This is a genomic window from Rhodopirellula islandica, assembly GCF_001027925.1.
Classification (GTDB): domain Bacteria; phylum Planctomycetota; class Planctomycetia; order Pirellulales; family Pirellulaceae; genus Rhodopirellula; species Rhodopirellula islandica.
In genome coordinates this window covers 88,472-109,306 of sequence record NZ_LECT01000048.1, presented here as the reverse complement: position 1 = coordinate 109,306, position 20,835 = coordinate 88,472, and the positions used below count along the sequence as shown (strand labels likewise).

14 protein-coding genes are annotated in these 20,835 nt (G+C 55.7%); 5 read left to right on the top strand and 9 right to left on the bottom strand.

From position 1 onward, the window contains the following. Positions 1–57 precede the first annotated feature (57 nt). The 4 genes from RISK_RS24625 to RISK_RS24610 all read left to right on the top strand — a co-directional run bounded on the left by RISK_RS24625 (position 58) and on the right by RISK_RS24610 (position 3,660). The gene (locus tag RISK_RS24625) at positions 58–231 is read left to right on the top strand and encodes a hypothetical protein (protein ID WP_236696664.1); all 174 of its coding nucleotides are present in this window, start codon (positions 58–60) and stop codon (positions 229–231) included. Between the two features lie 218 nt (positions 232–449). Further along, positions 450–1,646, top strand: a complete 1,197-nt coding sequence (locus RISK_RS24620; protein WP_047816980.1) for a DUF1559 domain-containing protein — start codon at positions 450–452, stop codon at positions 1,644–1,646. 449 nt (positions 1,647–2,095) lie between these two features. After that, on the top strand, positions 2,096–3,337 hold the full coding sequence (locus tag RISK_RS24615; RefSeq protein ID WP_047816979.1) for a DUF1559 domain-containing protein: 1,242 nt from the start codon (positions 2,096–2,098) through the stop codon (positions 3,335–3,337). Positions 3,338–3,462: 125 nt separating this feature from the next. Further along, positions 3,463–3,660 carry a hypothetical protein gene (locus RISK_RS24610; RefSeq protein WP_047816978.1) on the top strand — a complete coding sequence of 66 codons (198 nt, stop codon included), beginning with the start codon at positions 3,463–3,465 and terminating at the stop codon, positions 3,658–3,660. A gap of 73 nt (positions 3,661–3,733) precedes the next feature. On the opposite strand, the gene RISK_RS24605 is transcribed toward RISK_RS24610, so the two are convergent. Beyond that, positions 3,734–5,206 (bottom strand): sulfatase-like hydrolase/transferase, encoded by a 1,473-nt coding sequence (locus tag RISK_RS24605; protein WP_047816977.1) that lies wholly within the window; start codon positions 5,204–5,206, stop codon positions 3,734–3,736. Positions 5,207–5,546: 340 nt separating this feature from the next. Continuing rightward, complete coding sequence (locus tag RISK_RS24600; RefSeq protein ID WP_047816976.1) at positions 5,547–7,868, bottom strand: glycoside hydrolase family 2 protein; 2,322 nt, start codon at positions 7,866–7,868, stop codon at positions 5,547–5,549. Between the two features lie 556 nt (positions 7,869–8,424). Between RISK_RS24600 and RISK_RS24595 the strand changes: the two genes are divergently transcribed. Next, on the top strand, positions 8,425–9,426 hold the full coding sequence (locus tag RISK_RS24595; RefSeq protein WP_236696663.1) for a DUF1853 family protein: 1,002 nt from the start codon (positions 8,425–8,427) through the stop codon (positions 9,424–9,426). A 15-nt stretch (positions 9,427–9,441) separates the two neighbouring features. On the opposite strand, the gene RISK_RS24590 is transcribed toward RISK_RS24595, so the two are convergent. From RISK_RS24590 to RISK_RS24555, 7 genes are all read right to left on the bottom strand, one after another. Further along, a complete protein-coding gene (locus RISK_RS24590; RefSeq protein WP_047816975.1) occupies positions 9,442–10,557 on the bottom strand; it encodes an alpha/beta hydrolase fold domain-containing protein in 1,116 nt (371 codons plus the stop codon). A 131-nt stretch (positions 10,558–10,688) separates the two neighbouring features. Then, on the bottom strand, positions 10,689–11,699 hold the full coding sequence (pelA, locus tag RISK_RS24585; protein WP_047816974.1) for a pectate lyase: 1,011 nt from the start codon (positions 11,697–11,699) through the stop codon (positions 10,689–10,691). Positions 11,700–11,748: 49 nt separating this feature from the next. After that, positions 11,749–12,288: a DUF1697 domain-containing protein gene (locus RISK_RS24580; RefSeq protein ID WP_047816973.1), complete on the bottom strand. Its 540-nt coding sequence runs from the start codon at positions 12,286–12,288 to the stop codon at positions 11,749–11,751. Positions 12,289–12,358: 70 nt separating this feature from the next. Next, the gene (locus tag RISK_RS24575) at positions 12,359–14,746 is read right to left on the bottom strand and encodes a beta-agarase (RefSeq protein WP_047817045.1); all 2,388 of its coding nucleotides are present in this window, start codon (positions 14,744–14,746) and stop codon (positions 12,359–12,361) included. Between the two features lie 191 nt (positions 14,747–14,937). After that, positions 14,938–16,338: a 2-oxo acid dehydrogenase subunit E2 gene (locus tag RISK_RS24570; RefSeq protein ID WP_047816972.1), complete on the bottom strand. Its 1,401-nt coding sequence runs from the start codon at positions 16,336–16,338 to the stop codon at positions 14,938–14,940. Between the two features lie 133 nt (positions 16,339–16,471). Next, positions 16,472–19,204, bottom strand: coding sequence for a pyruvate dehydrogenase (acetyl-transferring), homodimeric type (gene aceE / locus RISK_RS24565; protein ID WP_047816971.1), 2,733 nt, complete (start codon positions 19,202–19,204; stop codon positions 16,472–16,474). 616 nt (positions 19,205–19,820) lie between these two features. Continuing rightward, positions 19,821–20,399 (bottom strand): dCTP deaminase, encoded by a 579-nt coding sequence (locus RISK_RS24555; RefSeq protein WP_047816969.1) that lies wholly within the window; start codon positions 20,397–20,399, stop codon positions 19,821–19,823. Positions 20,400–20,835: the final 436 nt, after the last annotated feature.

The window sequence follows — 20,835 nt, the reverse complement described above, 5'->3', positions numbered from 1 at the left end:
TTTTCGGCGATCGATTTCTCCCCCACTTTTAGGTCTGACGATATGTACCGAAGCGTTGTGTTCTCATTGTTCTTGTCTCTTGGATGCATTGCGTTGGGAGGGTGCGGGCCAAGTGGGGATGCCGAGTACGACCCATCCGAGGTGCCTGCCATGACGGAAGACGAGAAGCAGGCCCAAGAGGACTACGACGCTCAGATGGAGAAGGACTTCAAGGAACAGTACGGCAACTGAAATCTTGATTGAGGGTTGCCTTTCGTGGAGACTTCCTCGGGAGCGTGAATTGGATTCGATCAAATCGAACGATTCTTAAGAGACGTGGATGGACGATAGGTGTTGATAGAAGGGGCATTGTTCCCCTTGGGGCACATTCAAGGTGGCATCAGCGGATCTTCATTGATGGTCACCAACAAAGACTTTCTTTTCTTTTCTATTTTTGGATTTTGAATTTTATGAGAAGCAATCAAACCCGACAGGGTTTCACTCTTGTCGAACTCCTGGTCGTCATTGCGATCATTGGGGTTCTCGTGGGGCTCTTGCTGCCGGCTGTACAAGCTGCACGAGAAGCCGCGCGTCGAATGAGTTGCAGTAACAACTTCAAGCAAATGGGGCTGGGACTGCACAACTACCATGCTGCTTACAACAAGCTGCCAAAGCACAAAAGCGGCACGCACATCGATGGGGGAAACAACTACACCCACAACCGTGGTTATCTTTCCTTCTTGGTTGGCATCTTGCCTTTCGTTGAACAACAGGGCATGTGGGAAACCATTTCCAATCCGTTCAACTTTGATCGGAACGGGAACGCTTTGACCGCTCCCAACACCTACGCCGCGATGGGCGGAACACCCTGGAATGAGGACTACCAACCTTGGTTGACTCAGGTGCCGATGTATCGCTGCCCGAGCGATCCTGTCGTTCCCGCGCCGACACAGGTTGCGTTCACGAACTACGCTGCCTGCACGGGTGACGCATTCTTTGAACAACATCACAATGGTTATCAGGACGGGAACGGTCAGCCCAGCGGTGACGGGACCTGGGGATCCACTGCAGGGAATCGTTGGGCTCGTGGAACATTCCACGGACGAAACTTCACCGGATTCCGTGATGTCCTGGATGGTCTGTCCAACACGATCATGTGTGGAGAGATTGTCGTGGGCAATGGCAACCGTGAAATCTTCAACTCGATTCACCGGGACGGGAACGTCGCCAATCTCCCGCCGAGCCATTGGACGACTGCGGGCGTGATTGATCCGGCACGTCCTCAGTTCTGGTCCGACAGCGCCAATTGGGACAGCAATCCCAACCACCAACGTGGTCGTCGTTGGGCGGACGGGCGTCCAACCTACACCTCGTTCATGACTATCGCGCCACCGAATAGTTTCAACGTCTGTCGTGGCGAAGGCAACTTCGGTATCTACTCCGCTGCCAGTCGCCACCAGGGTGGTGTGCACATCTTGATGGGAGACGGTGCCGTGAAGTTTGTCACCTCGTCGATCGATGCTGGGAACCAGGATCATGTGGCTTACGGCCGTGACAATGGCGACGGTCGTGGTGCCAATGGCGGTGCGGGACGCGAAAGTCCCTATGGCCTCTGGGGTGCTTTGGGCACCAAGGGCATGAAAGAAGTCATCGACACTGAATTCTGAGGCTCGTTCCTCTGATTTGAGATCACGACCGCGTGGTGCTTCAAGCACCACGCGGTTTTTTTATGCGCGTGCAGGTGAAGTCGATCCGATCGCAGACAGAAACGGATAGGTGCAAATGTACAGTGTAATGGGTGTCTGGATTGCTTTTCGGGCTTCAGTTTGTTGCTGATCTACCAAAGGCGGTCCCGTTGGACACGTGTGATTTTGCTGATTGCCCAAACCCGGTGCTTCGCCGAAACACCAAGGGTTGAGAGGGTGGGAGCGGACTACTTCCATAACAGAGGTGCAGATTGGCACTCTGGAGCTTGACACGGGGGCCGCGAGGCGCGAAATTTAAGTAGCGGGGACTCGTAATGAAGTGTCTAAATGGCTTTCTGAGCATTTGGATCGTGCTGCGTGTGTTCCTGTCTGCCTTGTCTTATTCTTTCTCAGATTTGAAGGATTGATCAATGATCAAAACGGAACAGAGGAGTGGTCGCGATGCGTTTACGCTGGTTGAGCTGCTCGTGGTGATTGCCATCATTGGAGTGTTGGTCGGGTTACTTTTGCCGGCCGTTCAAGCAGCTCGTGAAGCTGCGCGGAGAATGAGTTGCGGAAACAACATGAAGCAACTTGGACTTTCAATTCACAACTACCACAGTGCGTTCAACGGCCTGCCACCCAATGGGGGAGGCACCGACAACACTGCCGGAAGTCAGACGACTCAAAATGGCAACGCGGGAAATGGTCGACGAATCAGTTGGTTGATCCCAATCTTGCCCTACGTTGAGCAACAAGCGTTGTGGGAACAGATCAGCAATCCAATGGATTCCGATGGTGACGGCACAGTGAACTATCCCGCGATGGGACCGCGGGCTTGGGATCGCAACTACACGCCTTGGATGACGGACATCGGCACATTCCGTTGCCCCAGTGACCCAGGGGTTGGTTCGCCCGCCATGGGACGAAGCAATTACGCTTGCAGCTACGGCGATGGATTGCACTACGGGGATGTTGGTCCGCTCAATGCATCGGGTGGTTTCTACTACGAAGACAGTGGCCGTGCGAACCAAGTCAACCAGTCGTTGCGTGGATTTTTCATCTTCCGCAACACGGTCAACGGTATCAAAGGATTGGGCCAAGCCCGCACACGTCCTTTGATGCGTTTCCGTGACGTCACGGACGGGCTCAGCAACACGATCATGTTGGGCGAAATGGCAACCCACGTGAACCCGCGTGCGATCAACACTGATGCGGCAGTTGGTCCAGGTTTTACTCAACTTGGTTCGGACCCAGGCTGGGCTGACACGACGGCTGCCAAAGATCCTGCTCGACCACAATTCTGGTTGGACACCACGGACTCGATCGTTCGTAACCTCAACTCAGGTTATGGCCGCGGTTTTCGTTGGGCAGATGGTGCCACGATCTATTCTGCATTCAACACGATTCTTCCTCCGAACCGTGAGATGGTGATGCCAAACCGTTCGGATTCCGCCTGGGCGATCGCTCCGCCAAGCAGTCAGCACCAGGGCGGCGTTCATGTCGTGCTCGGCGATGGCGCGGTGAAGTTCATCACCGACAGCATTGACGCAGGCAACATCCACGCCGAAGTGATCTGGGCCAACAACAGCCCTGGGGCGGAATCGCCCTATGGCGTTTGGGGTGCACTTGGCACTCGGAACGGCAAGGAGACGATCGAAGGGGCGTTCTGATCCCTTCCTCGTCTGATGGGATGGTGCCTTGTCCGCTTGAAAGCTGCCCGCTGGGTAGCTGAACGCCGTCGCGGCACCATCCTTTGATTTCTATTTCAAACCCTTTTTAGAATCGAGCGAACTCAATGAATGATACCTCTTGGATGAAACGGCTGTGCTTGGTTGCCCTCGTTGCTGGCATGCCGCTCACCTTCACCGGATGTGGACCAGGTGGGAACACCGTTGTCGAATCCGAAGATGGTCCGATGACCGAACAAGAACTTCAAGACTACGAAGAGCAGGCTCAGCAACAAACTGAGAACTACGAAGACAACTATCGCTGAGCCAGGGCACTTGAACTCATCGTGAGATGAGTTCAGGTGAGCCTGCTTCAAGACGCATGAAAGGTCGCCCTCCTCAACGGGGGCGGCCTTTCTTTCTCGGCTTGTCGCGGTAGGTGGCGCCGTTGTCGTTGGGGAGCGAACGGTGCCAGGCAACCACCGCGACGGACATTTCTTGGACCACGTTGGGGTGCGCTGCAGCGACGTCAGTGGTTTCTCCTCGATCTTCGTTGAGGTTGTACAACTCGGCGGAAGAACCGTCGTATTCACACAGCAGTTTCCATTTTCCCTTTCGCATCGCCAGGTCGGGTAGGTCGCTCACGCCGTAGTAGGCATCGCGATCAGGAGGCCTGCGAAAGAACAACGGGGAGGTTCGTGATCCACCGTCACCGGTGATCGCAGACAATACCGACTCACCGTCGAATTGGGCTCCGGCAGGGTGATCGCTGCTCGTCAGGTCCAACAGGGTCGGAACCAAATCGATTGCCGAGAAGACCGACGTGCGGTCCACCTCGCCAGAGCGTTTGACGAGGCCAGGGCCCCAGGCAATCAGTGACGAACGAAGACCACCTTCGTAGAGATGGGTTTTGTAGCCGCGGAAGGGACCTGCCGAACCGGCGTCCTTTTCGGGCCCGTTGTCCGAGCAAATCAATACCAGCGTGTTGTTGCGAAGTTCTTCGTCGTTCCGAATCACGTCGAATAGTTTGCCGAGTTGGCGATCCATTTCTTCCAACACGGAAAGGTACAAACCGCGTTTGCCGTCCGCCCATTGATCCACCGGTGGCCAGAAGGGCGAGTGGACATCGTCGGGCCACAGGTTGATGTAGAACGGCTGCTGCTTGGCTTTCGCACGCTGAATGAAGGGAATCGCAGCGTCGACGAATCCGCCAGTGATTTCCGAACGCTGCATCCAACGGTAACCATCGCCGAGTCGTTCAGCATCGGCCCAGATTCGTCCGGGTTCTTCATCGCCCGGTTTCAGCGTCAGAGGCAGCAGCTTTGGGCCCATGCCTTCAAAGTTCGTGAGCGACTCATCGAAGCCGTACTCGGTGATGTATGGTGCGTCATCGACATTCCGCTGCCCGCCCATGTGCCACTTGCCAAAGTGACCGGTAGCGTACCCGGATTGTTTCAGCGAACGGGCCAGCATCGGAGCCTTGGGATCGAGCCACTGAGCGATTCCGCGTTGTTCGTTGTGGTCGCGATTGCTGAGGTAGGAGCCAATTCGCCAACGTTGTGGGTAGTGGCCGGTTGAGATGGCCGTTCTTGATGGCGAGCAAATCGGCGAGTTCACATAGAATTGTTCGAAACGAACGCCCTCACTCGCCATCTCGTCGATGTGCGGTGTTTGGGCGTCGTGGTTTCCAAAGCATGAGAAGTCTTCCCAGCCCATGTCGTCAATGAACACAAGTAGCACATTGGGACGCTTGTCATCGACGGTTGCTGCCGCGGTGTCCGTTGCGAAGGGATTCAGAAAAAGCAGCAGGCAGGTGGCCAGCGAACGAATCGGAGTTCGTTGTCGCAGAAATTTCAGGTGGGGGCGAATCATCAGGGTGATTTCCTCATTGTGGTGGGAAGGAATTGGGGGGAGTCTGGGATCGAATGATGGCTTGGTTTGAGACGGAAGGGGCGTGATAAGCAGGTCGGCTGGAATGATCGGGCACAACCATGTGAGCCGTTTGGGCGTTCGCCCCGGTTGCGCGTGAAAACCGTGGCTAACGCCAACGGCTCACATACCCGATGACACCTGCGTACCTGCTTAGCGAGAGCCACGGATTGTCGCGTTGCCGATGGAGCGATGCAACAAGTTGATCCTGCAAAAGAAAACGCTCGGACCGAAAACGATCCGAGCGAAAAGATACTTTTGATTCACTTCAGTTGTTAGAAGTTCATTCGTTGGAGTTGGCTGAAGCGGTTGGTTCGAGAAGCGGTGCATGAAGTTCGACCAACTCCTCGGCTGGGATTTTGATCACCTCGCGGTCATAGGTCATCAGCCCGTTGATTTCTCCTTCAACATCCGTCGTCTGTGTGTAGACGCCAGCGGCGATGCCTTGTCGTTTGAGCTCTTGGAGCTTCTCAATCGACGTTCTGTAGCGGTCTTTGTATTCCGCTTCGTTTTTGGGGAGCGTGCCGTATCCCCAGTTGCGACGATTGGCGTCCCAAAGGTGTCCTTGGACGGGATAGCCGTGGCCACCGAATTCGCCGATGACCTTGATGAAATCATCGAAGCGTCCATTCTGATTCAATTGGAACGGGAATCCCGGGTGCGGGTATCGGTGTTCATCGACGATGTCGCCCACCGGCCAGAAGTTGCCTCCACTGGCGATGTTGACGAGACGCGAAGGATCTCGTTCGACGGTCCACTCGCCCACGTCCATCGTCAAATGCTGGCCCCAAGCTTCGTTGAAGGGGACCCAGCACACGATCGATGGATGGTTCTCGAGCGAATCAATCATCCACTCCAGTTCACGCATGAACTGGGCGTGTGGTTCGGCAGGCCAAGCGGCGTCAGCCGGATTGGCCGCCAGTCGTGTCCACTTGGGCCATGCTTGCTCGCGAACACCACCGCTGACCTGGTCCTGCCAAACCATCATCCCCAGGCGGTCGCAGTGATAGTAGTACCGGCGTGGTTCCACCTTGATGTGCTTGCGAATCATGTTGAAGCCAGCGGACTTCAGCCACTCGATGTCAAAAAGCATCGCCTCGTCGGACGGTGGCGTGAGCAATCCGTCCGGCCACCAACCCTGGTCGAGTGGCCCCCAGTGAAAGATGGTTTCGCCATTGAGGGTGAAACGCCAGTTTCCGTCGGCATCTTGGACTTTCCCGACATCCCGAATTCCTGCGTAGGACTGGATCTGATCCTGGCCGTTGCCACTGCTGTCCAGCAAGTTCGCATGGATTGTGTAAAGGTGCGGAGAATTCGGTGACCACAACTTTGCGCTGGGAATGGTCAGGGTCAGGGGCTCGGATTGGGCGGTCCCGCTGGCAACGACTTGGTCACCGTCTTGGATTTGAATTTCAACGGGGCCGCTGCCGGTCCGCTCGACTGCGATGGAGATCGACCCAGTTTGGGCGTCTGTTTGGATCTTAAGATCTTGGATGTGCTCCGAAGCGACTTCTTCCAACCAAACGGTTTGCCAGATCCCCGAGACTTGGGTGTACCAAATCCCGTGAGCGTTCAAGGTTTGCTTGCCACGCAATTGCCACTCTTCGGTTGCATCTTCCACGCGGACAATCAGCTCATTTGGTCCAGCTTGGACAGCGTCGGTGATATCAAACGCGAACGGCGTGTTGCCTCCCGTGTGAGCGCCGACTGGTTGTCCGTTGACGAACGCTTCACATCGATAGTCGACCGCTTCGAAGTTCAGCAGCGTACGCTTGCCTGCTGCTTGGTTGCATTCAAAGTCCCGTCGATACCAAAGTGCTTCTTCTGAATCGAGCAGACGCTGGACGCCACTCAGTTTGGATTCCAGTGGAAACGGGACCAGAATCTCGCCAGCCCATTGAGTGGGCGTTTGCGATTGCTTCGGCGTGATTGCGTAGTCCCAGTTGCCGTTCAGGTTGGTCCAATTGGATCGTTGCAGTTGAGGTCGCGGGTATTCGGTCCACGCGTTGTCTGCCGTCAGTGCAGCTCCCCACTTGGTGATGAGTTCCGAGTGGAACGGTTTCGTGCTCAGTTCTGGTTTTGGAAGTTGGGGGATGTTCTGCGAATCGACCACGTGAACATCGATGAACTGGCCCCCCGCTTTTTGCACGCAATGCACCGCCATCAGGTTCGTTCCGATGCGAAGTGCCGCCGCTTGGGCTGGTTCGAGAGGAAGCGTGTGGTACTGGGTGCTGTAGCCGCTCAACTTGGCAACCAATTCCCCATTCAAATAAACCTCGGTGTCTTCATCGTGATGGACCAACAGGGCTGGATTCGCGGGAACCGATTCAAGCTCAAACGACTTTCGCAGCCAAATCGAGTCGGTGTCCCAAACGTGTCCAATTCGTGCAGCGGGGGTTTCATGCGTCCCAAAACCTCCGGCCGCGTCCGACCAGTCTGAATCGTCAAAACCGGGTTGTTGCCAGCCTTCAGCGGGTGCTTTCAGCTGGAACTTCCACGCATCGTTGATCTCTTGCGCGGTGACAGCATGGCAGAAGAGCAAAAGGAACCATCCGCTCAACAGCAGTGAATGCTTCGAAATGGACTTGAAGCCAGCATTTGTCATGGGGGAACTCATCAAATGGGGATGGGGAGATGAACGGTCAATAGTGTGACGGAGAAACTGAGTGGTTTCGAGCGTTCGAAGGGTGCGGGAGCGCAGGTGTGAGACGTTGATTGCCTACTTGTTAACTTGAACGAGCATCAACGGCGACGTTTCCTGGGGGGTGGGGCAGTTCGCCTCTTGCGGTGATGGCTAGGCTAGCATGACAACGGGTCGTAGTAAAGCGTTCGGTGGCGATTGAGGAGCACGGTCGACCCCAGGAACCCGCGACCCCAGACGTGGGTCCATTTCAAATGCTCGATGGACAGACTTTCCAAATCGCAAGAATTGACGGCTGATTTGTCCCTGCCCAATGGTCATGTCCGTCACCGCGAGGGAAGCTAAGCAGGTCGGCAGGAATGATCGGGCATCACCATGTGAGCCGTTTGGGCGTCGGCCCCGGTTTTAGGTGGGAGCAACAACGTCTACCCAAACGGTTCAAATACCGAGAGATTCCTGCCGACCTGCTTAGCGATGCCACGTCGCTTTCAACGTATATGGCTGATGCAAGGTAAATCAAATGTCAGAGAGAAGTGCAGCCGCCAACGACGAGAAAGAGGTGCTTGCGGAGATCAACGCGTTTGAGTCCGCCTTTGGATACAACGCGGACGACATGAAGGATTTGTTCGCACGGTCGCCCGAATCGTTCCGACGATTCGCCGCCGCACGTCCCATGACAATGCACTACGACGATAGGTTGAATCAATACGCCAAAGACTTGCTTTGGGTGGTGAACAGCCCATCCCTCCTTTCGCCAGCAGCGGATGGCTCGTCGCTTGCGCTTAGCCAAATTGATGAGCAGCACCTCTGGGCTTTCATGGAGGAGCAGGTGTCGAACAAGGTCGGGCCGTACTTTGAACGATTGATCTTGTATTGGCTCCAACACATTCGCGGCTTGGAAATTATCGCACACGCATTGCCGATTCGCGACCAAGGCAAGACGCTCGGCGAGATTGATTTTCTTTTCGTTGACGAGCGAGGCAGGCTCACTCACTGGGAAGTCGCGGTGAAATTTTACCTGTACCTGACCGGGCAACCCTGTCGCGGAAGTCACTTTGTGGGACCGAACTCAAGCGACACGTTCGAGCGGAAGACGCAACGGATGCATGAACATCAGTTGTTGTTGAGCGAACGCATTCGAAAGGACATTGAAGTTCGCGAAGCGATCGTGAAAGGTTGCTTGTTCTACCCGCCCGGGGTCGACAGCGTGCCAGAGCAGCCAAGATGGATGTCAGCCAATCACGACCGAGGATTGTGGGTGCATCATCGCGAACTGCAGAAGGTTACGGACCCGGGGTGTGAATTTCGAATACTGAAAAAGCCTCACTGGTTGTCGGTGAATTCAAGCGGTGATGCGTCAGCACCATGGATGGATATCGAGAAGTTTCTCACCGCCGTCGACCAGCAATCCGCGCAGTTTGACCGCCCCATTTTCGCGGCTCGTCGTTGCCTGTCCCGTGTCGCCTCGACGGACCTCATCGAGCGTTTCTTCATTGTTCCCAATCAGTGGCCCGACAACTGAGTCAGGGCAACGTCTTCACTCAGACGGTTGAAGGTGCTTCTTCAAAAACGTCGTGATCAGGTCGCGAATTTCGGGATCTGCAAATTCGCGGCCACCATGCTTTGCGCCTCGAATCAGTTTGAGAGTTGTTTCGACCCCGGCTGATTCGAGAGCTTCATGGATCAGTTGGCTCTGGTTCGCCGGAACGACGGGATCACTCGTTCCGTGAATGATCAGAAAGGGCGGATCCTTGTCATCGATGTAGGTGATTGGATTGACGCGACGGATTCCTTTGTCGTTTCCGAGGACATCACCTCCGCCGAGCAATTTCGATTCCGGCGAACCATCCCGGTTGTGGGACTCAAAACCTTTCGTGGTGACAAACTTCGAAAAGTCAGTTGGTCCATAAAGGTCGACCACTGCCTGCACGCGACTGGATTGCTCCGGCCAACCGCCGGAGCCTTCGAGTTCATCGACGTCGCCGCTGGTTCCGAGCAATGCAACCAAGTGGCCGCCCGCTGAACTGCCACCGACAGCGATGCGATCTGGATCGATACCGTATTGGTCGGCGTGTTCACGAAGAAAGCGAATGGCACATTTGCAGTCTTCGATTTGTGCCGGAAATGGGGCTTCACCGGTCAGGCGATATTCGATCGTCGCGCCAACAAAGCCCTCCGCCACGATTCTCGCGACTTGGTTGACGCCGCCTTCCTTGGAACCCGCTTGCCATCCACCACCGTGGATCCAAACATAAGCCGGCAATGGTTTGCTCGGTTTTGACTCGGGCAAAACGATGTGCATTTTGAGGTCGCGGTCGCCGCCTTTACCGAAGACGACATCGCGTTTGACTTCGACACCTCGCGGTGCACGAGGAGATGGGTTTCGGCCGTTTTCGGGACGTCTTACGGACATGTTTCCGACAACTTCCTCAATGTCGATTTGACCGTCGCCGTCACGGTCAAGACGCTCGAATAGTTTCGGGGGACCACTGAATTCATCCTTGGTGACTTTCCCGTCGTCGTTCGAATCATCGTTTTCCAATCGATTCTTGATGGTCGGACGTTCACGCTGCGCAAACGCGTCCGAAGTCCAGCAACATGCGGCGGTCAGCGTCAGCGTTAACAGGACTGATAGGCGGAAAGAATGATTCATCTTCAACTCGGCTTCGTTCGGCAGGTGGAGGCAGTCGTAGCGAGCGATTCATGATAGCCCCAGTGCGCGACCGAATCATGTATGCCGGCATTTGATACAGTTCACCGTGATCGAATGGGCATTGCGTCGGGCTACTTCATCCATTTTGCGTGAGCTTTGGCGACCTTTGATCCCCAGTTTCCATACCACGTGTAGCCACTTCTTCTTTCTTCACCAACCAGGTCCAAATCGTAAACGATTGTCCCATCGCGATCGCTAAACATCGGACGGTTGGTTTTGATGTCGTAAAAACGAGCCCAGATTGACGGAGCGTTGTTGTCTGCAATCAGCGATGGAAGCTCCTTTCGCTTTTGATAGTGGTACCCGTTCACTTGAACCGAGTCGAACCACTTCACGCCGGATTCCACTGCCTGAATCACTCGTGGTGATGGTTCATTCAATTCCATCAGGTAGAGGAGTATTCCTGCACTCTCAGCACCACTGAGCGATGGATGCTCGTAGCTTCTAGCCAGGACCGGGGCGAGCGTTTCGGCATGATGCTGAGCACACCAAACGGTCCGTTCACCGTCAACGATTACCTGGCAATCCAAAATGCACTCGATCCCGCGAGTCAATGCGGTTCGCGTCCGAACCAAGCGTTGCTCGTCCAAGAACTCGTAGGTTGGGATTTCAGCCACCTCTTCAAGGAACTGCATGATGTTGATCATCGTGCCGTCATTGAAGGTGATGTGGCGGTGGTACTTTTTGCTGAGCGGAAAGTACTGTGGCCAACCACCATTGGGATACTGGGCGGCCAAGAGATGATCAAAACCTTTCAAAAAGGCTGACTTGTATTCGTCTTGGCTCGTCGCTTTGAACGCTCTCGCCAAGGCTTGCAGTTCACCAATGGTGGCACCATTGTCGAAGGTGCCGTTGGGTTTGTCTCGGTCCGCAGGGAACGGTTTTGTTGTGGTATCGATGTTCTTTGGCCAATCGCCGTGATCGGTTTGCCAAGACAGAATGCAACGCATCGCTCGTTGCCCTTCAGCACCTCGGAACCATTCGCCAGGTTGCCGTGCAACTTTCTCGGCCGGCGTCGCGGCGAAGAGCAGTGAAGCGTTGACGGCGAAAACCGCCAGGATCGCGATGGATATCCGCTGCATGGTAAGTCTCTGTGAGCATTCGTTTGTCTAAGCCAGCATACATGATGCACTATCCCGAATTCAAAAGGCTCGCGAGTTTTTCAATCGTTGAGTGGTTGCGAGCGGTCGTGGCAACACCCAGCTTTCGTTCAACGCTGTTGGCCAATTTGGACGTTCCAAACCCGTCGGGAGCGTGGAGATAGAACACGTTTTCAATCAAATCGAAGCGTTCGGTAGCGGTCGCGAGTTCGGCGAGTGTCGCAAGATCTCGATGAACCGGTGGGGTCGAGAGAAAAAAGTAGTGGAGCGTCTTGGGAGCGGCAACAGCATCGGCGAACGGATTGTTCGCGACGGTGGATTGAAATTCATCTTTCGTCAGAAGCATCACTTGAGGCCTGAACCCGAAGTTCTCGTCCACCGCGTCGGCAATTCGTTCGGCAATTGCTTCTTTCGAGCTAGGCTCGCACGAGAACACGACGTTCCCACTTTGAATGTAAGTGAGAACCGACTGACATCCGATGGATTCCAAAATTGATCGCAGGGCAGCCATCGGCAACTTGTTCTTGCCACCAACGTTGATGCCGCGAAAAAGAGCGATCCAGGTTGTCATGATTTTCCGCAATGGAATGGAACATCGGTGCAGCTGTGACAAAGCACGGTGCAAATGAAACCAACCAAATTCATTGACTGTTTTTGCTATCGAGGGCCTCACTGATGCTGTCGCGAATCAAGTGGACTGAGGTGATCGTCAGTCCGGGTTGGGGTTCGATTTGGATTTGGTTGTTGTTCTGCAGCCAGGTTTTGGGAATTGAAATCTCCAACGGAGCCATTAGTTGGTCAAACTGGTGGGCCCACTCTGGGTGAGACTCAAAAGACTGTCCATTGAAGGTTCCGGCAACGGCTTGTTCCAGTCCGCTGTTGCGATGAACACCGATGATCAGCTTCGCCGAATGGATTTTTGATGCGTCATCAATTTCGATTTGGAACGCACGCGTTTGATCGGCAGTCACGGCGGTGCCGGGAGCGTAAGTAAATTCACGGTGAAGCGTTTTGGTCGGTTGGATCTGTTTGTCAAACCAGAACGTCACAACGGTTGTCTCCTCCGCGTCGACCGGAACCGCCTTCGAATCGGACAACGAGTTTGCGTCTTCGTAGAGGACTTGGCCGTCGTTGTATCGCAGACGTCGTTGCTGAATGGACGATGCGTTCAGTGTGTCGCCTGCGAAATTGGACAGGTCAACGCTGAGTTGACGACTGGTCATGTTGGTCAGTGCGATTTGCAGACGATTGCCTTGATAGACAGCCGTCGCATTCAGACCCACAGTAGCCAGGCCGCTGATTTGGACGGGAAGTCGGCGGCCATCGAAATCACGCCACAGTTCGAAGTAATTCGCGACTGGAGTGGGCTGGAAATCGGACAAGGGACCGCGAGCGGAGGCTCCTTCGGTTGGGATGAAAGCAACGTTTCCGCTGTTGGGATTCCAGTGCATGTTGGTGAACACAAACGGGACTGCCAAATCGATCTGATGAGGGCGGTTCATCAGCTTGTGGACGAATGCACTGTACGATCGCAGACGCAACCAGTAGTCCGCTGCTCCACGCCCAGCTTGCAGCGAGCCACACTCCGTGATCAGGATCGGTTTGACATTGTCGGTCTCTTCCATGTGGGCCTGCAACATGTCGAGTGTTGCTTCGAGACGACCCAGTAGGTAACCCGAGTAGCCTTTGTCACGACGTTCCCAGGCTCCGAGCGAACCCATGTTTTCATAGAAGTGGTGGGAGTAGAAATCCAAGTGGTCTCGAGTCAGATCCATGAACCGGGCTTGGTCACGGTAGAGTCCAAATTGATTGACATGCAATTGCATCCAAGCTGACGTGGGGCCACCCACATTGACCGTCGGAGTTTTCGTGTGGACGGCTTGAGCAACATCGTTGTGAAATTGGGCGAGCAGTTCCCAGGAATCATGTTCTTTTTGATAGTGGTAGTCCCACTCGGCTTTGATCGTGGATTCATTTTTGACTTCCCACCATTTCGCGGTGCGTCCACCGTCCGCTTTTTGGTCAGCAATGTGTGCGGCCGCAAGATCGGCCGCGTCTCCAAAGTGTTCGATCAAGGGTGTGCCGCGTCCGACGTGTTCGACGGACATGAACTCTGGGTAGTCGTTCAAACACATCGCATAATCAACGTCCTCAAACGCGGGGATCGTTTTGGGGGCGGATGAATCATGACGTTCAAAGAAGCTCAAATCAGCGGCACCTGGTTCAGTTGGGTTTTCTTTGAGCTTCTCACCGCGTCCGTAGCCAACCACCAATCCAGGTTGGAGTTTGAAAATCTGGCGTCCCGGTTTGAAGTTGCGTTCGCTCGCCCAGCGTTCGAAACTGGGATCGCACGTCCCTGGGGCCGCGTAGTAGCGAAAGAACTTTTCGCGTTCCAGGTCGGAGTGACCAGCGATCGAAAGTTCGTGTTGCAGGTCGATTTTGACTTGGACCGGAACCCGCGGTTGGTCGGCTCCCAATGTTCGGTAGGGCAGGTCGTCGAACTGCACTGGCAAATTGCCTTGGGAGTGGAAGGCGATCTGTGTGATGGTGGCGGTTTTGCCTTCGGCGCACTGTGTTCGAATTCGAATCGGGGGCATGCCTTCGCTGGGAACGGGCATTGCGGGCAACTTGAATCGGTACAGGTTGGGTTGTTGCGTGCTGCGTTCGACGGTGCCGCCGCCGGAATAGGGAGCGACATCGATCCCACCGAGATGATTCAAGTTTTCACCGCGGAGAATGATGTACTTGAATAGCGATGCGACACGTTGGCTTCCCTCTGGCAATTCAATCGAGACATCACCGCTGAGGTGAATGGTTTCGTTGGAGAGGACCGTCTCGAACAGGTTTCGTTGGTCGCCTTCACCGCGATAGGTCGTTTCTTTTCCTTTCGAAAACTCTTCGAACAGAAACGTGTGAGCGGCGCGTCGAGCGACACCCTCATCACTAAGCGGACTATGGTCGGGCGACTGAGCGAACACGCAGGCGGGAAGCAGCGTGCCAAGAATCACAGACAGATAGATCGTTTTCATCAGCGTGTGGGGATCGATGAGATAGCATGAGGCGTGGGGAACCTCCAATGATTGTCGTGAGGACAGCCCTTGTCCAATGTATGGACTTGGTGCCGTTTGGTTGGGCACGGATGATTCGCTGTTTGCGCACAAAAAAGGCCGAGTCGGTGAGACTCGGCCTTGGGGCATTTTTCGTTTTGAACGTTGCGAACTCAGAGAGCCAACAACAAGCGACTTGGGGCTTGCAGGTACCCGATCACATCGTTGAGGAAGCGGGCTGCGGTTCCTCCGTCGACCAAGCGGTGGTCGTACGAAAGACTCAACGGCATCATCAAACGAGGTTGGATCGAATCGTCGGGCATCACAACGGGCAACTTCCGTGAACGGCCAACCAACAGGATGGCAACTTCGGGAACGTTGACGATGGGTGTGCTGTACTGGCCACCAATTGCACCCAGGTTGCTGATCGTGAACGATCCACCACGCAGGTCGTTGACGCCGAACTTGCCGCCGCGAACTTTGCCGGCCATTTCGGCGATGTTGCGAGCAGTGTCAGGAATGCCCATTTGGTCAGCGTTGTGCATCACGGGAACGACCAAGCCGTTGTCGGTATCCACCGCGATGCCGATGTTGACGTAATCCTTGTAGATCACTTGCTGATTCTCGGAATCGATCACCGCGTTGAGCGATGGGTGATGACGAAGAGCGGTTGCCACGGCTTTGACCAAGAATGGCATCGTGGTCAGTTTCAGACCTTGAGCCGCGTAGTCTTCTTTGCTGCTTTGCCGGAGACGTTCGAGATCGGTGATGTCGGCGTCGTCGAAGTTGGTCACCCGTGGAACGGTGGACCATGACAAGTGCATTTGAGCCGCGATCGTTTTCCGGATCTTGCTCATTCGCTCGACGCGAATGGGGCCGTAGTCATCATTGTCAGGGGTGCCGGGCAAATCGCCCGATGTGACGTTGGCTCGCGGAGCCGACTTGCCTGCGGCAGGAGCCGGCTTGGCGGCGGGTGCGGCAGCCCTTTGGCTGGCCGAGCGAACCACAGCCAAGACGTCGTCCCGGGTGATGCGTCCGCCAGCACCCGTGCCGGTGACGGTGGCCAAGTTGACACCTGTCTCGCGAGCGAAGCGACGAATCGCTGGACCGGCTGGGATCGATCCACCGCCCTCGACTGGTGCATCGGGTTCATCGGCGACCGCGGGAGCCTGAGCGGCTGGGGTTGCGACGGGTTGAGCAACGGGCGGTGCCGCCGGCTTTGGAGCAGGAGGAGCGGCGGGCTCGGGAGCAGGCGCTGCCGCCTGAGGTTCTGGTTTGGGGTCGGGCTTCTTTTCTGGTTGCGCTGGAGCGGCCGGTTCGGGAGCCGATTCTGCTCCGGCAGCGGCTTCGACTTCTAGCAGCACGCCACCGATGGGAACCGTGTCCCCTTCGCTGACCGAAATCTTGGTGACCTTGCCACCCACATCGCTGGGCACGGGAACGGTCGCTTTGTCCGTTTCCATTTCCACGATGTCCTGGCCAGCGGTGATCGTGTCGCCGACGGAAACGAAAATTTCGAGGACATCGCCAGATTCGATGCCGTCGCCGAGTTCAGGGAGTTTGACTTCAGTCATGGGAAAGGTATGTCAGGGGTGTGATTGGAGAATGTTGAGACGCCCGGTCCTGGCGGTCGTGGCCGTTCCTGGTTGGGAATCGAGGCCAGCTGACCGCATCTCGAAACGGACGTTTGCATGTGTCCGGCCAGAGTTACGCGAAGTAAGGATCGATTTTGTCGGGATCGTAATCCAGATCTTTGATCGCTTGCGCAACATCGGTGGCTTGGAACGTTCCAGCTTTGGCCAGGCGACCCAAAGCCGCGATGGTGATGGACTCTGCATCGACTTCGAAGTGGCGACGCAGGGCTTCGCGAGTTTCGCTGCGGCCCATGCCGTCGGTTCCCAGAACGTAGTAGTCGCCTGGGATCCAAGGCGTGAGTTGTTCGCCGAGAGCACGCACGTAATCGCTGGCCGAGATGAACGGGCCTTCGACGCCTTCAAGCGTTTCCTCGAGGTAGCTCTTGCGAGGCGTTTCAGTCGGATGCAAACGATTCCAGCGTTCCGCGGCATGTGCTTCGCGACGCAGCAACGTGTAGCTGGTCACCGACCAAACATCACTGGCGATGTTGTACTTCTCGGCCAAAATCTCTTGGGCCTTCAAAGCACTGTTCAGGATTGCACCGCTGCCGAACAGTTGAACGCGTGCCTTGGCCCCGTCCACTTCACGGCTCTTGAATTTGTACATTCCCTTGATGATGCCTTCTTCGCATCCCTCAGGAATTTCCGGTTGAACGTACGGGTCGTTTTCGGCGGTGATGTAGTACAAGCACTCCTCGCCCTCTTCGTACATTCGCTTCAAGCCTTCGTGAACGATCACGGTGACTTCGTAGGCGAACGCGGGGTCATACGCACGCACGGTCGGGAACGCAATCGCGTTGAGCAGGCTGTGCCCGTCTTGGTGTTGCAGTCCTTCACCGTTGAGCGTTGTTCGACCGGCGGTACCACCCACGAGGAAGCCCTTGGCTCGCATGTCAGCGGCGGCCCAGATCGAGTCACCGATTCGTTGGAAACCGAACATGCTGTAGTAGATGTAGAACGGAATCATGTTCACACCGTGGCAGCTGTAAGCGGTGCCGGCGGCATTGAAGCTGGACATCGAGCCACATTCGGTGATGCCTTCTTCCAAGATTTGACCGTCTTGAGCTTCCTTGTAGAAAGCGACTTGGTCCGAGTCCATTGGCTCGTAGAGTTGGCCCGCGTGAGCGTAGATGCCGAACTGTTTGAACATGCCTTCCATGCCAAACGTTCGCGATTCATCCGGCACGATGGGGACCACGAATTTGCCAATCGATTTGTCGCGGCACATCGCGACCAACATTTGCACGGCGGCGAATGTGGTGCTGACTTCTTTGTTGTCCGTCCGTTTGGCAACAAACTTTTGGAACACATCCAGGGCTGGGATTTCCAACTTTGGATGCTCGGTCGGACGGCTTGGCACTGGGCCACCGAGAGCTTCCCGGCGTTCCTTCAGATACTTCATCTCTTGGCTGTTGGCCGGCGGTTTGTAGAACGGGGCCTCGCCGACTTTTTCGTCGCTGATTGGAATGCCGAAGCGAGTTCGGAATTCAAGCAGTTCCGCTTCGTTCATCTTCTTTTGGTTGTGAGCCACGTTGCGGCCTTCGCCGGCTTCGCCCAAGCCGTAACCCTTGACGGTCTTTGCCAGGATCACGGTTGGTTTGCCGTTGTTCAACTCGTGAGCTTGCTTGTACGCCGCGTAGACCTTTTCGGGGTCGTGACCGCCGCGACGAATCTTTTCGAGCTTCTCGTCGGACAGGTGTTTGACCAGCTCAAGCAGTTCAGGGTACTTCCCGAAGAAGTGCTCGCGAATGTAGCTGCCCGGCATCGAGGTGTACTTCTGGTATTGACCGTCGACGACTTCGTTCATGCGTTTGGCCAGCAGGCCAGTCGTGTCACGAGCCAGCAGTTCGTCCCATTCGCCACCCCAGACGACTTTGATGACGTTCCATCCGGCACCGTGGAAGATCGATTCCAGTTCTTGAATGATCTTACTGTTGCCGCGAACCGGGCCATCGAGACGCTGCAAGTTGCAGTTGATGACGAAGATCAAGTTGTCAAGCTTCTCACGCGAAGCCAGCCCAATCGCACCGAGGGTTTCTGGTTCGTCGCATTCGCCGTCACCAAGGAACGCCCAAACCTTTTGGCCCTTGGTGTTCTTGATACCGCGGTCGTTGAGGTATTCGTTGAAACGGGCTTGGTAGATCGCCATGATTGGGCCGAGACCCATCGAGACGGTCGGGTATTCCCAGAAGCCGGGCATCAACCACGGGTGAGGGTAGCTGGAAAGTCCGCCACCGGGTGCCAGTTCACGACGGAAGTTGTCGAGGTTCTCGTCGGTCAACCGACCTTCGAGGTAGGCACGTGAGTACATGCCGGGCGAGGCGTGACCTTGGAAGTAGATCGAGTCACCGGAGTAACCGTCTTCGCCACGGCCTTGGAAGAAGTGATTGAAGGCGACTTCGTAAAGCGTCGCGGAGCTGGCGAAGGTGCTGATGTGCCCGCCGACGCCACCGGGCCGTTTGTTGGCTCGGACGACCATGGCCATCGCGTTCCAGCGGATGATCGATTTGATGCGGCGTTCAAGTTCACGATTGCCGGGGTAAGCGGGCTGTTCGTGAGGTGGAATTGTGTTGACGTAGGGTGTCGAGGTGTCCGAGGAAAGCGGCACGCCTTCTTCGGCGGCTCGGTCACGCAATTGGTCGATCAGGAATTTGACCCGTTCGGGACCTTTGCTCTGAAGGACATATTCGAGGGATGATATCCACTCTTGGGTCTCGGCGGCGTCGACGTCGACATCCGGCGAGTGTTGCAATTCGCCGAGGTTCTGGGAAATTTCGGCTTGAGCGACGGATTTGGATTCGGACATAGAGAGTAGAGAACTCCGGGCTCGCGGACGTTTGGATCAGATAGGTCGAGTTTTTGAGTCAGACCACGTAGTTTAGCCGTTCTTGCCTGTTTCCAGCAAGGTTAGGGAGGGGCCCAGAAATGTCCGTTTCAGCTTTCCCGGACGGTTGGTGGGATTGGTGGCGTTGAATCCATTGCACTCACCCCTTGGCGGCCTGTTGTTTTCATCCTAACCCGAAGCGTGAGCGAGGGATCGTGTGCCGTTGCAGCGAGCCTATGGGGCCCTCGCTCACGCGTCGGGTTGTGAAATCGAACGAATCAACAAGCCGTTGGGGGTGGTCGTGCCGACCCCATCGAACTTCACCGCCGCTCTTCGAACCTGGGAATTCGCGGCATTTTGCAGCGAAAACCGCCTGCCTGGATGATCCGCCAGCGAAATGCGTTGGTCGCTTCGTTGGAACGCCAGTGTCCAAAGCCGTTGGGGAAGACGCTTTCAGGCCGTCGGATCGCACCGACAACTCGCTCCTTGTGGCCGTTTCCGGCGATTTCCACGCCCGATGATTCAGGCAAAGGTTCAGGCAAAAGCACTCAGGCAGCGACATTTGGTCGCGGGAAACAGCCCGATGTTTCGGCGAAATTCACGGAAGGCTCTGAATCGCTTCATCAAACCCCAACTCAAGCTGCGTGTCACGATCGTCAAATCCAAGTTCGCGGTGCATCAGCGAGGGCTGAATGTCGTGGCTGTTTTGGTATTTCTCGCTGGCTTCTTCGGGGCTGTCGCCGCTGATTTCCCAGTACGTGATTTGGCAAATCTGAATGTTTGGGTAGATCCGGACCGGCTGAACACAGTGCAATTCGAGGGTCCAAGTGCCGCGATAACCCGCGTGCCCGAGGCTGCCGCCAGGATTCAGGAACAACCCCAGGCGTCCAAGGGAGGATCTGCCCTGGACGATGGGCACCAACCCGTGCGTTTCGGTGTGCTCGACCGTTCGGCCCAAATACAACGTTCCGGGTTGCAACGTCAGGCCCTCTTTGGGAATGGGCAGGCGGCGATACCGATTGGGAGAAGCGGCATCCAGCACGACTTCTTCGTAAACCAGCAACTCATCGTGAAGCGTTAGGTTGTAGCTGTTAGGCGACAAGCGGGACGGATCAAACGGATCGATCACGATGTCGTTGCCCAATCGCTGTTGGATGTCTTGACCGGAAAGGATCATCGACTGTGTTTCCTAAGCGGAACGTGGCGAGGTGCGGGACGGGAGGCGCCACTCAAAAAGATCGGCACTCGATGAATCACCGAGAATGTCCCTTGCCCGACAAGCGGGATGGCATTCAGGGGATTTGAAAGGATTGGGGCCGGATGAGCGGTTCGTTGTCTGGGCTGCTCCTGGCAATTTAACCACTTCCGGGTTGAGATTGATCCCCGAGATGTCGCATTGGGGTATATTTCTGGAAAGCCGACGGTTCGAAGCGAGCAACAACCGATTTGCTCCGTAGAACCGGTTCGACCCGCACAACTTGTGAGATCGACGTGAAAGCTGCTCAGCCCCCGTCCTCTCCATCAGAAACGATCGTGAATTTCGAGAGTGGAGTGTTCATCCTGGGTGGCAAGGCTGCAAGCAGCACCTTGGCGTTTGGGAATCCAGTCCGTTT